Below are 13,498 nucleotides of genomic sequence, written 5' to 3'. Positions count from 1 at the left end.
GCCTGAGCGGAGCCTGGTCGGACGTTTTTGCTGGGAGTCCAGCCATTTCCCGGATGTCGCGTAAAGGAGCGCAGGCGATAACGGGGCTTCAGTTAACGACACAGTGTGTGACGAGGTAAGAGATGACGCCGATGTTCAAATATCCGCAGGGAGAAGGGGGCCATGAAGGCCGCAATAACACAGAATTAACCGCCGTAAGTCGATACGTTTTAACCGATTATTTATGCCTTACCCCCTTGCTAAGCAGGTTTGTTACCCGGTCATTGCGCCTACAAACCCACGTTTACATGGGGGGGTATGACTATGGCTGCTAACGCTTCTCTCGACATCTCATCCGAGGCGGGAAAACCTCGTCTGCGCAAGTCGCTCAAGCTCTGGCAGGTGGTGGTTATGGGGCTGGCCTATCTCACGCCGATGTCGGTATTTGATACGTTTGGTATTGTGTCGGGTATCAGCAATGGCCACGTGCCGGCCTCCTATATTCTGGCGTTGGCTGGGGTGCTGTTCACCGCTATTAGCTATGGCAAGCTGGTCCGTCAGTTCCCCGAAGCGGGGTCGGCGTATACCTATGCGCAGAAGTCGATCAGTCCGCACGTGGGCTTTATGGTGGGCTGGTCGTCGCTGCTGGATTATCTTTTCTTACCGATGATCAACGTGCTGCTGGCGAAGATTTATCTGTCGGCGCTGTTCCCGGAGGTGCCGCCGTGGATCTGGGTGGTAGGTTTTGTCGCGATTCTGACCGCGGCGAATCTTAAAAGCGTCAATCTGGTGGCCAACTTCAATACGCTGTTTGTGCTGGTGCAGATTGCGATCATGGTGGTCTTTATCTTCCTGGTGGTGCAGGGATTACATAAGGGAGAAGGGGTCGGGACCGTCTGGTCGCTGCAACCGTTCATCAGCCAGAATGCCCATCTGATTCCGATTATCACCGGGGCGACGATTGTCTGTTTCTCGTTCCTCGGTTTTGATGCGGTCACCACGCTATCGGAAGAGACGCCGGATGCCGCGCGCACCATTCCGAAAGCCATTTTCCTGACGGCGGTCTATGGCGGGATTATCTTTATCGTCGCCTCCTTCTTTATGCAGCTCTTTTTCCCCGATATCAGCCGCTTTAAGGATCCGGATGCGGCGCTGCCGGAAATTGCGCTGTACGTTGGCGGAAAACTGTTCCAGTCGATTTTCCTCTGCACCACCTTCGTCAACACGCTGGCCTCGGGTCTGGCCTCACACGCCAGCGTCTCCCGCCTGCTGTACGTCATGGGGCGCGATAACGTCTTTCCGGAGCGTATTTTTGGCTATGTGCATCCGAAATGGCGGACTCCGGCCCTCAACGTGCTGATGGTGGGCGTGGTGGCGATGTCGGCGCTGTTCTTTGATCTGGTGACCGCGACGGCGCTGATTAACTTTGGCGCGCTGGTGGCGTTTACCTTCGTCAACCTGTCGGTGTTCAACCACTTCTGGCGGCGTAAAGGCTATAACAAAACGTGGAAGGATCGTGTGCACTACCTGATTCTACCGCTGATTGGCGCGGCGACGGTGGCGGTGCTGTGGGTTAACCTGGAGGCAACATCATTGACCCTCGGTCTGGTGTGGGCGGCGGTAGGGCTGCTGTATCTGACCTGGTTGACCCGTCGCTTCCGTCAGCCTCCGCCGCAGTTCGATGGCCGCAAAGCGGAGCAGGCCTGGGAGTCGTAACCGTTCAGACTGAACAGGAAGTAAAGAATAAAAGCAGGCATAACGCCTGCTTTTATTCTTCTATGATGCGTCGTGGCGCAACGTGGTATATCGAGAGGGGCTATTTTTTCTTCTTATGGGTCGGGAGCTGGCTGGCGCGGCGTTCTTTGACGTATGACACCAGACTGTAAATCGCCACTCCCAGCAAAATGACCGCGACAACAATGAGAATAATACCGGACATAAGCGATCCTGGGCTTGAGTTGAAAACCATGAACTCTATTAAGTTACGTGTAAGATAGCATCAGGATGTGTCCGAAATATGACTCGTTTTTCGGTTAAAATCGAAAAAAATCAGGATGATAAAATCATGCTGACCGGTCTGAAGCGCCGTTTCGTCGGTCGGGTAACACTCCGTTAAGTGATTTTACAGACGTACAGCCCGCGGGCTGATACCCTGCATTTGAGTAAGAATTATCTGAGAGTAATGCATGCGTAATCAACATATCGTCGGCCTGGTTGGGCTGACTCTTATCCTGACTTCATTTGCCGGCGCAGCGGAGTCAGATCGCCAGCAAACCCGCGAACGCATCATGGATCAGGTGCTAAAACCCTGTGAAGGCAAAAAAGCGGGGGACAAAGTAGTGATGGTCGATCGCCGCGGCGGCGAACATCAGGCGATCTGCACGCTGGCGGCGGTACCGCTACCGGAGTAACCCACGCCGCCGCCGGGTCAGAGATTTCCCGTGCCGCCATCCACCCGCAGTTCGCTGCCGAGGACGTAGCTGGACTCATCCGATGCCAGATACAGAGCGGCGTTGGCCAGTTCCTGCGGCGTGCCCATCCGTCCCAGCGGCACCAGGTTTTTGATCTCCTCCTGCAGGTCGCTCAAGGCCTGGGCGCTGAGGCCCAGCTTATCCAGCGCCGGGGTGCGCACCGGTCCCGGACTCAGGCCATTCACCCGGATCCCGCGCGGCAGCAGCTCCGCCGACAGGGTGCGCGCCAGCGACAGCAGCCCGGCTTTACTGGCGGCATAGGCGCTGCTGGTGGGCAGGCCGATGTGGGCGCTGACCGATCCGCAAAGAATGACCGACGCCGGGTTGGCGAGCAGCGGCAGCAGCGCCTGCAGCAAGAAGAACGGCCCTTTCAGGTTGATATTCATCAATCGATCCCACTCCGCTTCGCGCCAGTCGCCGAAGGGGGCGTGGGTGACATCACCGGCGTTGACGAATACCACATCCAGCTGCGGCCAGCGGTCGGCGAGGGTTGCGGCCAGCTGGCGCTGCCCGGCGGCGTCGCCGGAATCGGCGGCGATGACCCAGCCATTGTCACCCAATAGCGCCTGCGCCTGCTCAAGGGCGAGCGGATTACGCCCGGTCACCGCCACCTGCGCCCCTTCGGCGATAAACGTCTGCGCCGTCGCGAGACCAATCCCGCTGGTGCCGCCGGTGATCAGCGCATATTTTCCTGCTAAACGTCCCATTATCTTCTCCTGACTGTGCTCTGGAAAAGGGACTATAAAAGCTTTAGTATCCAAAGGATACCAGGTACCAATTGGATACTAATGAGGCGAAAGGTGTGCTATGGCGAAGAGAGCGGCGCGCGTCGGGGAAAATAATTTTGTGCAGCATGCGTGCCCGATGACCGATTTTGTGAATCTGATTGCCGGGAAGTGGGCGATCCCGATTCTCTACCGGCTGATTGTCCTAAATGCGCCGGTGCGCTTCGGCGAGCTGCTGCGCGCGGCGGCGCCGATTACGCAAAAAGAGCTGACCCGCCAGCTGCGGCTGTTCGAGCAGCGCGGGCTGGTGTCGCGCTGCGTCTATCCCGAAATACCCCCCCGCGTTGAATATCAGATAACTGCCCTGGGGCTGTCGATGCGCAGTGCGCTTCAGCCGCTGGCGGAGTGGATGAGTCAGCACGGCCACCTGCTCAAACGTTAAGCCCGGCGATAGCGCGGCGCCGGTTGGCCGGTGCGTGCACTGCCGAACAGCGCGAGTCTCGCCTGGTCGAAATGGGTCCACAGCGCCAGATCGTGAACCGGCGGCAGGGTGATATTCTCGCCCTGATCGAGGCCGCTCAGCGCCGCGTCCACCAGATCTTCCGTCGTCATCACCGATCCTGCCGGCAGGGCGTCAAGAGCGACGCCGGAGGTGGGCCACAGATCCGTCGCGGTTGCCGCCGGAAGCACCGCCTGAATACGCACACCGCTGTCGGCAAACTCTTCCTGAAGCGCGCGGGTAAAGCTCAGCACCCACGCTTTGCTGGCGCTGTAGACGGCGCTGCCCGGTAGCGCATGCAGCGCAAGGATTGAGGCGATATTGATCAGCGTCCCCTGACCTCGGGGGCTGAAGGCAGCCAATGCAGCATAGCTCAGGCGCAGCAGAGCGGTGGTATTCAGGGTATGAATCATCTGATGCTCGCGCACATCCGCGCTCAGCAATCCTCCCATTTTCGCCGTGCCGGCGTTGTTAATCACCAGCGCAATCGTCGGATCCGACTGCAGGCGCGCTTCAACGGCGCGGATACCGCTTTCTTCGCTCAGGTCTGCCTTTAGCACGTCGGCCCGAATGCCATACTGGCGTTGCAGCTCCTCGGCGAGGGCCTGCAAACGTTCTTCACGGCGTGCGACCAGAATCAGGTGATAGCCGCGCGCGGCGAGACGTTCGGCATACAGGGCGCCGATGCCGGAAGATGCGCCGGTAATTAACGCGGTTTGGGAAGGGGTCGTCATGGCGTTACCTCAAGTAATATAGTTGCATTATTAAACCAAATTCAGCATGAGTTAAATGGTTTAATAATGCAACCAATATGTAAGGATTATTTTATTATGAGAAATGATTAAAACAGAATAATAATTAAAATCAGTCTGTTACAGGTAGCCTGGTGGTGATGTCATCGGGTCTGAGCGTCCGGCCATCGGCGGCCTGCAGCACCAGTTTGCGCAGCGGCTGGCGCGTGAGATTATCAATCAATACGGTGGCGGGTTCGTCGGGCGTCAACAGATACTCGTCGGCCCATTGCGCCAGCGCCACCAGCACAGTTTGCAGCCCACGCCCCTTTTCGGTAAGCACGTACTCCAGCCATGCGCTACCGTCTGAAGCGGGCTGCATCGTGAGAATACCTTCATCCACCAGCATTTTTAGCCGCCCGGCGAGCATGTTCTTAGCAATGCCAAGGTGCTTTTGAAATTCGCTGAAGCGCCGGGTCCCCCCCAGGGCATCGCGGACAATGAGTAGCGACCACCAGTCGCCAATGACGTCAAGTGAGCGGGCAATAGGGCAACTGCTGTTTTCCAGACGGGTACGTTTCACGAGAGCTCCTGTGGCTTCAGTTGTTTTATTATAAAACTATTTCCCCGGGCTGAGAAAAGTTTCTCCCGTTGCGTCAGTTTGCGAGCCGTCGTGCGGAAAAATGTCATCAATTTGTCACAATGTAAGCGATGATAATCACTGACTGAGGATTAAGGGATGCAAAAGAGTCTACTCGCCAGCGTCGTGGCCGGCGCCGTATTGTTATCGACGGCTGCCCAGGCTGAGGAACAGACGGCACCGCAGGGCTATCAGCTACAGCAGGTGTTGATCATGAGTCGCCACAACCTGCGCGCGCCGCTGGCCAACAACGGCAGCGTGCTGGAGCAGTCAACGCCGAAATCATGGCCGGAGTGGGATGTGCCCGGCGGTCAGCTGACCACGAAGGGCGGAGTGCTTGAGGTCTATATGGGGCACTATATGCGTGAATGGCTGGCGCAGCAGGGGCTGGTCACCCGCGGTGAGTGTCCGCCGGAGAATACCGTTTACGCTTACGCCAACAGTCTGCAACGTACCGTGGCGACCGCGCAGTTCTTTATAACCGGCGCCTTCCCCGGCTGTGGAGTCACGGTTCATCACCAGCCGCAAATGGGCACCATGGACCCGACGTTTAACCCGGTGATTACCGACGATTCTGCCGCCTTTAGCGAAAAAGCCGTACAGGCGATGGAAAAAGAGCGGCAGACAATGCAGCTGGCCGACAGCTACAAGCTACTCGAAGTGATGACGGACTATCAAAATTCACCCTCCTGTAAAGAGAAGCAGCAGTGCTCGCTGAGCGACGGCAAAGATACCTTCAGCGCAAAATATCAGCAGGAACCGGGTGTTTCCGGGCCGTTAAAGGTGGGTAATTCGCTGGTTGATGCCTTCACGCTGCAGTATTACGAAGGGTATCCGCTGGATCAGGTGGCGTGGGGTGAGATAAAAACCGACAAACAGTGGCAGGTGTTATCGAAGCTGAAAAACGGCTATCAGGATAGCCTGTTCACCTCGGCGGAAGTGGCGCGCAACGTGGCTAAACCGCTGGTGAAATATATCGATAAAGCGCTGGTCAGCGATCCCGCTCAGGCGGCGAAAGTGACGCTGCTGGTGGGGCACGATTCCAATATTGCCTCACTGCTGACGGCATTAGACTTCAGACCTTATCAGCTGCATGACCAGTATGAACGCACCCCGATCGGCGGGAAGATCGTTTTCCAGCGCTGGCATGATAGCGGCGCTAACCGCGAGCTGATGAAAATTGAGTATGTGTATCAAAGCACGGCGCAGCTGCGCAATACCGAAACCTTAACCCTGCAATCCCCGCCGCAGCGCGTGACCCTGGCGCTGAACGGCTGCCCGGTGGATGCCAACGGCTTCTGTCCGATGGAGACCTTTAAGCAGGTGATGAACGACGCGGCGAAATAGAAAAAACGGACCGGCCATGGCTGGTCGGTCCGGGTTTTGTTTTGTTGGCCCGATCGTGCGCCGGGCGCTTCGGGTTATACGTTTTTGCGCTCGATGGTTTGCTCACCCCAGAAAAGGGCGTCTTTATCCGTTTTCGCGAAGGCCAAAGAGAGCACTTCATCGCTGCCTTCTTCCCAGATTTTTTCTGCTAACTTCTCATCGTATTTGGCTAATTCAAAAATCGCTTCGGCGATCTCTAAAGAGGTATTTCGTAAACTTGCCCATTCACCCACGTGGTGGGCTTTCGCTTCTTGAGTTGGCATGCAAATCCTCCTGCTGAAGGTTAGCCGTGTAGTTTAACTGCCAGTCCTGCGACATGTTCACCCTGATAGCGGGCGATCGCCAGCTCTTCCTGACTTGGCTGACGGGAACCATCGCCGCCGGCGATAGTGGTTGCGCCATACGGTGTGCCGCCGCGCACCGCCGACACATCAAAAAGCTCCTGGGCACCGTAGCCGATAGGGACAATCACCATCCCATGGTGGGCAAGCGTTGTCCAGGTAGAGGTAATGGTCTGCTCTTGTCCGCCGCCGGTACCGGTAGAGCTAAAGACGCTGGCCAGTTTGCCGTACAGTGCGCCCGATGCCCACAGGCCGCCGGTCTGATCGAGGAAGGTGCGCATTTGCCCGGACATATTGCCGAAGCGGGTGGGGGTACCAAAGATGATAGCATCATACTCTGCCAGTTCCTGCGGCGTGGCGACGGGCGCATTTTGCGTTTTCCCGCCTGCTTTGGCGAACGCCTCAGCTTGCATAGTTTCCGGCACGCGCTTCACGACCACCTCAACGCCGTCTACTTTGTTCGCCCCTTCGGCGACGGCATGAGCCATGGTTTCGATGTGTCCATACATTGAATAATAAAGCACCAGAATTTTAGCCATTTGCATCACTCCTCGGTTGCGTTTGAGACCAGCCAAACGACTGGCTACCTTTAAAGATAAGGCCTCTGGCTAAGAGTGCAAATCTAACAATCATTTATTTGATTTATAACAAAATTGCAAAGAACGCGTTTGTCGCAAAAAGAAACATCTTTATCCGCCCGCTTTTCATCAGCCATAAGAGACGCTTAGCGCGACGCGGACGGCGGTAAATCCGTTGCGGGCGTCAAATTATTACAGAATGTTACTATTTACCTGGTGAATGAGTTTCATTCACTACGCTTAACAGCACGCAATACGAAAAATGGCCATGCCATATGCCGCTGAGTCGCGGCCTCGTATTGTACGCAATGCAAGATGATGTCTAACCAAGTGGAGGTCAGTGATGGCAAACCATCGTGGCGGTTCCGGCAATTTTGCTGAGGATCGTGAAAGAGCATCAGAAGCAGGTCGTAAGGGTGGCCAGCATAGCGGGGGGAACTTCAAAAACGATCCCCAGCGCGCCTCGGAAGCAGGCAAAAAAGGGGGGAAAAACAGTCACGGCAATCGTCATAGCTGATCGGCGCGGCTGACTGTGTTCGATGTGGCTATCCTCTCCTCGGCGCCAGCCACATTCTCCTCGCCGCCGGCATTCGCCGGCGGTTTTTATTGCCCATCGCGAGAGCCTGCTGGCAGCGCATTAGAGGGTGGGGCGACACCCTCTTCGCCGCCCGTAAGCGCTGCGATTTAAACGGGGGTGACGCCGGGCTGTTCTGCTTCACGTGCGCGGCGGTTAAGCAGCGCGTGAAGTAAAATGGCGCCGAAGGTGGCCGTTCCGATCCCGCCAAGGGTAAACCCGCCCAGCGACAGGGCAAAATCGCCGGCACCGAGCACCAGCGTGACCGCCACCATGATCAGATTGCTGTTCTGACTCAGATCAACCCGATTCTGCACCCAGATACGGGCGCCGGCGACCGCAATCAAGCCAAACACCACGATCGACGCGCCGCCGATAACCGGCCCGGGAATGGTGTGGATTAACGCGCCAAACTTCGGTGAAAAGCCGAGTAAAATGGCAATCAGCGCGGCGGCTACGAACACCAGGGTGGAATAGACTTTGGTCACCGCCATCACGCCGATATTTTCGGCATAGGTGGTCACGCCGCTGCCGCCAACCGCGCCGGAGAGCATCGTCGCCAGCCCGTCACCGACGAACGCCCGTCCCATATAAGGATCCATATTGCGTCCGGTCATTCCGGCGACCGCTTTCAGATGCCCCAGGTTTTCCGCCACCAGAATCACCGCCACCGGGGCTATCAGCATCATTGCCTGACCGTCAAAGGTCGGGGCGGTAAAGTGCGGCAGCCCGAACCACGCCGCCTGGTGGAGTAAGGTAAAGTCGAGCGGTTTACCCAGCCCGAGGAGATTCGCCAGCAGCGCGTACAGCCCGCAGGCGACGATCAGGCCAACGAGAATCAGCAGCCGCTGGATCATCCCGCGGGTAAAAACCGCCACCAGTCCGATACAGAGTACGGTCAGCACCGCCATCCAGCCATCGAAGGCGGAGGCGGAGACGCTGTGCACGGCGATAGGGGCGAGATTGAGCCCAATGGCCATTACCACCGCGCCGGTCACTACCGGCGGCATCAGTCGTTCAATCCAGCGGGTACCGATTTTCATCACCACGACGCCAATCAGGGTGTAGACCAGGCCGCAGGCGATAATCCCCCCGAGGGCGACGCTAAGGTGCGGATTGAGTCCCTGCCCATTAAAGCCGGTGACGGCGATAACCACGCCGATGAAGGCGGCGCTGGAGCCCAGGTAGCTTGGCACCCGGCCGCCGGTCACGAGGAAAAACAGTAGCGTGCCGATACCGGACAATAAAATCGCCAGGTTAGGATCCAGCCCCATCAGGATGGGCATCAGCACCGTGGCGCCAAACATGGCGACCGCGTGCTGGACGCCCATGACCATCGTTTGTCCGACGGAGAGGCGTTCATCGGGGGCCACCACGCCGGACGCGGCGGAAGGGGAGGTCAACTGCCAGCGAGGAAAATCGAAAAGTGCCATGATGATATCCCGGGTTTGAAGTTAACAGGCTGGACGCATAAGCGTATGGTAGCCGCGGTCGAACCACATCAGCCCGCGCGGCTCTGGATGTCTGACGATGGCGGCCACTTCACAGAACAAAATGTCGTGGGTGCCGACGCTGACTATCTGGTTGATACGACAATCGAAGCTGACCAGCGCATCCACCAGCCGCGGGCAGCCGGTGAGACCGGTTTGCCATTCGGCGGCAGCGAAACGCTCCGCCATCGGCGTTTTACCGCCAAAGACGTTGGAGAGCGACTCCTGGCCAGCCGCCAGGGTGTTGACGCACAGCGCCTGGTGCTGGCGGAAGGTTGGCCACACAGAGGCGGAACGGTTGAGACAGACCAGCAGCGTGGGGGGCGTATCGGTCACGCTACAGACCGCGCTGGCGGTAAATCCGGCCCGACCCGCCGGGCCATCGGTGGTAATGACGTTGACCGCCGCGCCGACCTGGGCCATGGCGTCACGAAAACTCTGTTTATCCGCTACGGACATAGTGGCTCCTTACGCCAGCTGGCAGGCATCATCGAAGGGCAGGCGCGGCAGACGACCGTACAGCCGGGTCTCGTCGCCGTAACCGATATTGATCAACAAATTGCTCTTCCAGCCGTTTTCGGCAAAGAACGCCGCATCGACCTTGTCGCGGTCAAATCCCGACATCGGGCCGGTATCCAGGCCAAGGGCGCGGCAGGCGAAAATCAGATATGCCGCCTGCAGAGAGCTGTTGCGAAAGGCGGTCTCTTCCGCCAGCTGTGGGCTGGAGGTGAACCAGCTGCGGGCATCGCCGTGGGGAAACAGCGTCGGCAGACGATCGTAGAAGGCGCGATCCCAGGCCACGATGGCGGTCACCGGCGCGCGCAGGGTTTTTTCGAGGTTGCCGCTGGAGAGCGTCGGGCGCAGCTTCTCCTTTCCTTCCGGCGTGCGGACAAAAAGGATCCGCGCGGGGGAGCAGTTGGCGGAGGTCGGACCCATTTTCATCAGATCGTATATTTCGTGCAGCAGGCTATCGCTGACCGGTTTATCCAGCCAGCCGTTGTGGGTACGGGCGTGAGTAAACAGACTGTCGCGCGCGCTTTGGCTAATGCTTTCGCTCATAGATTCTCCTGATATCAGGCCAGCATGGCGGCCAGACCGTTGCATAAAATAGGGTTGAAGGTGTCGGCATCGGTCACGTTGCAGGCGTGGCCGCCCCAGGCCATCTCGACCCGCTGGCTACCCGGTATCGCCGCTTGTAGCGTGCGCGAGCAGGAAGCAGGAACCAGCAGATCGTCATGGGCGCTGACGATCAGGGTCGGGCATGCCACGGCGGCGGCCCGGCGAGTGAAGTCGGCCTGCTTCAGCGCCTGCAGCCGCTTGAGCAGATTCTCCTTGCCCTGAAAATGGCTGAGCGCAAGCGCATCTTCCGCTTCCAGCCTTGGCATCCGGGCGGCCATCCACTCCGCGGGGTAGAGGAACAAAGGCTGCGCCTCAACCCACGCCTGGGCGCCGCCGGCGTGCAGCAGCCGCTCGCGTACCTGAAAACAGCGACGGGTGTGGGGAGACAGGGTTAGCCAGCCGTTGACCAACACCAGGCCGCTGACCGCGTCGGGAAAGTCCAACGCCAGCTGCAGGGCGATCAGCGCACCGAGGGCGTGCCCCACCAGGGCAAAGCGGGAGATTCCCGCCGCCTGCAGCGCCTGATTGAGCTCCTGCGCCATGGTTGCCATGCTGTAGCCGGCGGGCAGCGGCCCGGCGTTTTCACCGGTGCCGTTCTGATCATAGCTCACCAGCTGATACCGTTGTTCCAGCGCCGCGCGCTGCGGGAGCCAGTAGCTGCCCGCACCGCCTAAACCGGCGCTCAGCACCACCGTCGGTGCGCCCTCAAAGGGGGCCGGGGAGATATTCAGTTTCATGATGCGGTTTTTCCGATATGGGCGACGGTCGCAATCTCAACCAGCGCCTCTGGCTTGACCAGTCCGCACTGGATGCAGAAGCGCGCCGGTTTATCCCCGGGGAAGAACTCGGCATAGACTTCGTTAATCGCGGCGTAGTTTTTCCAGTCGGTGATAAAGATGCTGTTGAACGTCACATCCTCCATGCGGCCACCCGCCGTTTCGATCACCGTTTTGATCGTTTCGAGAACGTGGCGGGTTTGCGCCTTTGGGTCATCGAGATAGACCACGTTATTGTGTTTATCAAACGGCAGCGTACCGGAGACGTAAACCACGCCATCGGCCAGCGTACCGGGGACAAAAGGGGCGATCGGCGTGGTGGTGCCGGGCGGAATAATGACCTGTTTAGGCATAACGTTTCTCCTCCGGGAGAGAGTGCGCGGCGGCCGGGGCCAGCGCATCGCAGAAGCTGGCGACATCGCTGACCCAGCCAAAAAAGGTCTCAATATTGAACAGCGCAGCCTGCTGGGCGAAGGCCGGGCCCGCCTGGTGGGTGGCGTCTTCCAGCACGACGCCGAAATACTCCAGGAAGAAGCCGTCGCGCAGGGTGGACTCCACGCAAACGTTGGTGGCGATACCGGTAAAAATCAGGTGACGGATGCCGCGGCTGCGCAAAATACTGTCCAGTTGCGTGTTGAAAAAGCCGCTGTAGCGCGGTTTCGGCAGCACCACATCACCGGGCAGGGGCTGCAGCTCATCGACCAGCTGATAATCCCAGCCGCCTTTAGCCAGCAGCTTGCCCTGCAGCTCAGGACGACGGCGCATGGTCTTCAGGGCGTTAGATTTGTGGTAGTTCGGCGACCCCGGGCCACCGGCTTCCATATACTCCTCGTCCCAGCCGTTCTGGAACCAGACGATCGCCATTCCGGCGGCGCGAGCCGCGGCGACGGCGGTTTTAATGTTGTCGATAACCGGCCGGGTGGTGGAGACGTCAAATCCGGCGAGGTCGAGATATCCTCCCTGGCTGGCATAGGCGTTTTGCATATCGACGACGATCAGCGCGCTGTTTTGCGCCGGGAAGGTCAGGGATTCCGGACGGGCGGAAAGCGTAATCATCAGGCAACCTCGCGGGTAACGGTGGCAATATGGTCGCGGCAGCGCATCAGCGGCTGAATGCGCTCGCCAAAGGCATCGATGCCGGAAAGAAAATCATCAAACGTGAGCAGTACGCCGTCGGTGCCGGGTACGGAGGCGACGTCATCGAGCATACGGGCGACGCTGGCGTAGGATCCAACCAGCGTGCCCATATTGATATTGACCGCCGAGGTCGGATCGGCCATTTGCCGCACGTTGGTATCGCTCCCGGAACGGGTGTCTTTCTGGCTTTGTTCGGTGAGCCAGGCCAGCGCTTCGTCATCGGCTCCCGCCTTGTAGTGCTCCCATTTAGCACGAGCCGCTTCGTCGGTTTCATCGGCGATAACCATGAACAGCACATAGGAGCCCACGTCGCGACCGGTCTTTTCCGCCGCCTGCATCATGCGCGCGGCGGTCGGCGCAAAGGCGGTCGGCGTATTGACCCCTTTGCCGAAGCAGAAGTTATAGTCGGCATACTGGGCGGAGAAGGCCATCCCCGCATCGCTCTGTCCGGCGCAGATAACTTTCATCGGCTGCGACGGCTGCGGGCTGACGCGGCAGTCATTCATCGTGAAGTAGTCGCCTTTAAAGTCGCTGCGCCCGGTGCCCCACAGGTCGCGCAGCACCTGGACATATTCGGTGAGATAGTCGTAGCGACGGGCGAAGTAGTCGTCGCCGGGCCAGATGCCCATCTGCTCATATTCTGGTTTTTGCCAGCCGGTCACCAGATTGACGCCAAAGCGGCCGCCGGAGATAGCGTCGATAGTGGAGGCCATACGAGCGACAATGGCCGGCGGCAGCGTGAGCGTCGCGGCGGTGGCGTAGATCTGGATCCGCGAGGTGACCGCCGCCAGGCCGGCCATTAAGGTGAAGGATTCGAGGTTGTGATCCCAGAACTCGGTTTTGCCGCCGAAACCGCGCAGTTTGATCATCGACAGCGCAAAATCAAAGTGGTAATGCTCCGCTTTCTGGACGATCGCTTTATTCAGTTCGAACGTCGGCATGTACTGCGGAGCGTGGGTTGAAATCAGCCAGCCGTTATTACCAATCGGAACGAAGACACCAATTTTCATACGTACCTCTCTGCAATCGTGAAGAAGAAGGCGCGCGGTGCT

Annotated in this window: 18 protein-coding genes; 5 read left to right on the top strand and 13 right to left on the bottom strand. The window is 58.5% G+C overall.

What is annotated here, in order from left to right; all coding sequences use genetic code 11:
• The first annotated feature begins 303 nt into the window (after positions 1-303).
• Positions 304-1,695 carry an APC family permease gene (locus OQV00_RS16900; protein ID WP_004860389.1) on the top strand — a complete coding sequence of 464 codons (1,392 nt, stop codon included), beginning with the start codon at positions 304-306 and terminating at the stop codon, positions 1,693-1,695.
• A gap of 100 nt (positions 1,696-1,795) precedes the next feature.
• On the opposite strand, the gene OQV00_RS16895 is transcribed toward OQV00_RS16900, so the two are convergent.
• Complete coding sequence (locus OQV00_RS16895) at positions 1,796-1,918, bottom strand: small membrane protein (protein ID WP_004860391.1); 123 nt, start codon at positions 1,916-1,918, stop codon at positions 1,796-1,798.
• Between the two features lie 247 nt (positions 1,919-2,165).
• Between OQV00_RS16895 and OQV00_RS16890 the strand changes: the two genes are divergently transcribed.
• Complete coding sequence (locus OQV00_RS16890) at positions 2,166-2,390, top strand: hypothetical protein (RefSeq protein WP_004860396.1); 225 nt, start codon at positions 2,166-2,168, stop codon at positions 2,388-2,390.
• A gap of 17 nt (positions 2,391-2,407) precedes the next feature.
• Here the strand turns inward: OQV00_RS16890 and OQV00_RS16885 are convergent, their stop codons facing one another.
• The gene (locus tag OQV00_RS16885) at positions 2,408-3,157 is read right to left on the bottom strand and encodes an SDR family oxidoreductase (RefSeq protein ID WP_004860398.1); all 750 of its coding nucleotides are present in this window, start codon (positions 3,155-3,157) and stop codon (positions 2,408-2,410) included.
• Between the two features lie 100 nt (positions 3,158-3,257).
• On the opposite strand from OQV00_RS16885, the gene OQV00_RS16880 reads away from it, so the two are divergent.
• Positions 3,258-3,617 (top strand): winged helix-turn-helix transcriptional regulator, encoded by a 360-nt coding sequence (locus tag OQV00_RS16880; RefSeq protein ID WP_004860400.1) that lies wholly within the window; start codon positions 3,258-3,260, stop codon positions 3,615-3,617.
• Here OQV00_RS16880 and OQV00_RS16875 read toward each other — a convergent pair.
• On the bottom strand, positions 3,614-4,408 hold the full coding sequence (locus OQV00_RS16875; protein WP_048023077.1) for an SDR family NAD(P)-dependent oxidoreductase: 795 nt from the start codon (positions 4,406-4,408) through the stop codon (positions 3,614-3,616). The two genes, OQV00_RS16880 and OQV00_RS16875, sit on opposite strands and share 4 nt — an antisense overlap.
• Before the next feature lie 130 nt (positions 4,409-4,538).
• A complete protein-coding gene (locus tag OQV00_RS16870) occupies positions 4,539-4,988 on the bottom strand; it encodes a winged helix-turn-helix transcriptional regulator (RefSeq protein WP_044350807.1) in 450 nt (149 codons plus the stop codon).
• Positions 4,989-5,144: 156 nt separating this feature from the next.
• Between OQV00_RS16870 and agp the strand changes: the two genes are divergently transcribed.
• Positions 5,145-6,392, top strand: coding sequence for a bifunctional glucose-1-phosphatase/inositol phosphatase (agp, locus tag OQV00_RS16865; RefSeq protein ID WP_015584674.1), 1,248 nt, complete (start codon positions 5,145-5,147; stop codon positions 6,390-6,392).
• 74 nt (positions 6,393-6,466) lie between these two features.
• Here the strand turns inward: agp and OQV00_RS16860 are convergent, their stop codons facing one another.
• Both OQV00_RS16860 and wrbA read right to left on the bottom strand, forming a co-directional pair.
• The gene (locus OQV00_RS16860) at positions 6,467-6,694 is read right to left on the bottom strand and encodes a YccJ family protein (RefSeq protein ID WP_004860407.1); all 228 of its coding nucleotides are present in this window, start codon (positions 6,692-6,694) and stop codon (positions 6,467-6,469) included.
• Between the two features lie 20 nt (positions 6,695-6,714).
• A complete protein-coding gene (gene wrbA, locus OQV00_RS16855) occupies positions 6,715-7,311 on the bottom strand; it encodes an NAD(P)H:quinone oxidoreductase (protein ID WP_004860410.1) in 597 nt (198 codons plus the stop codon).
• Positions 7,312-7,693: 382 nt separating this feature from the next.
• On the opposite strand from wrbA, the gene OQV00_RS16850 reads away from it, so the two are divergent.
• Complete coding sequence (locus OQV00_RS16850) at positions 7,694-7,867, top strand: con-10 family general stress protein (protein WP_004860412.1); 174 nt, start codon at positions 7,694-7,696, stop codon at positions 7,865-7,867.
• A 167-nt stretch (positions 7,868-8,034) separates the two neighbouring features.
• Here OQV00_RS16850 and rutG read toward each other — a convergent pair whose 3' ends face one another.
• Genes rutG through rutA form a run of 7 tightly spaced genes read right to left on the bottom strand, consistent with a single transcriptional unit; the run spans position 8,035 to position 13,456 of the window.
• Positions 8,035-9,357, bottom strand: coding sequence for a pyrimidine utilization transport protein G (gene rutG, locus OQV00_RS16845; RefSeq protein ID WP_064357191.1), 1,323 nt, complete (start codon positions 9,355-9,357; stop codon positions 8,035-8,037).
• A gap of 21 nt (positions 9,358-9,378) precedes the next feature.
• Positions 9,379-9,873: an NADH-dependent FMN reductase RutF gene (gene rutF, locus OQV00_RS16840; RefSeq protein WP_004860416.1), complete on the bottom strand. Its 495-nt coding sequence runs from the start codon at positions 9,871-9,873 to the stop codon at positions 9,379-9,381.
• A gap of 9 nt (positions 9,874-9,882) precedes the next feature.
• Positions 9,883-10,473 carry a malonic semialdehyde reductase gene (locus OQV00_RS16835; protein ID WP_004860419.1) on the bottom strand — a complete coding sequence of 197 codons (591 nt, stop codon included), beginning with the start codon at positions 10,471-10,473 and terminating at the stop codon, positions 9,883-9,885.
• Positions 10,474-10,487: 14 nt separating this feature from the next.
• A complete protein-coding gene (rutD, locus tag OQV00_RS16830; RefSeq protein ID WP_032724223.1) occupies positions 10,488-11,273 on the bottom strand; it encodes a pyrimidine utilization protein D in 786 nt (261 codons plus the stop codon).
• The gene (gene rutC, locus OQV00_RS16825; protein ID WP_004860423.1) at positions 11,267-11,662 is read right to left on the bottom strand and encodes a pyrimidine utilization protein C; all 396 of its coding nucleotides are present in this window, start codon (positions 11,660-11,662) and stop codon (positions 11,267-11,269) included. Before rutC ends, rutD begins: the two co-directional genes overlap by 7 nt.
• Entirely contained in the window at positions 11,655-12,365 is a 711-nt protein-coding gene (rutB, locus tag OQV00_RS16820; protein ID WP_004860425.1) for a pyrimidine utilization protein B, read from the bottom strand. Before rutB ends, rutC begins: the two co-directional genes overlap by 8 nt.
• Positions 12,365-13,456, bottom strand: a complete 1,092-nt coding sequence (gene rutA, locus OQV00_RS16815) for a pyrimidine utilization protein A (RefSeq protein ID WP_004860426.1) — start codon at positions 13,454-13,456, stop codon at positions 12,365-12,367. Before rutA ends, rutB begins: the two co-directional genes overlap by 1 nt.
• Positions 13,457-13,498: the final 42 nt, after the last annotated feature.

Source organism: Klebsiella sp. DY2415 (assembly GCF_026314315.1).
GTDB classification, from domain to species: domain Bacteria; phylum Pseudomonadota; class Gammaproteobacteria; order Enterobacterales; family Enterobacteriaceae; genus Klebsiella; species Klebsiella ornithinolytica.
Note: the sequence above shows the minus strand (reverse complement) of the source record. Positions and strands in the feature narration are given on the sequence as shown.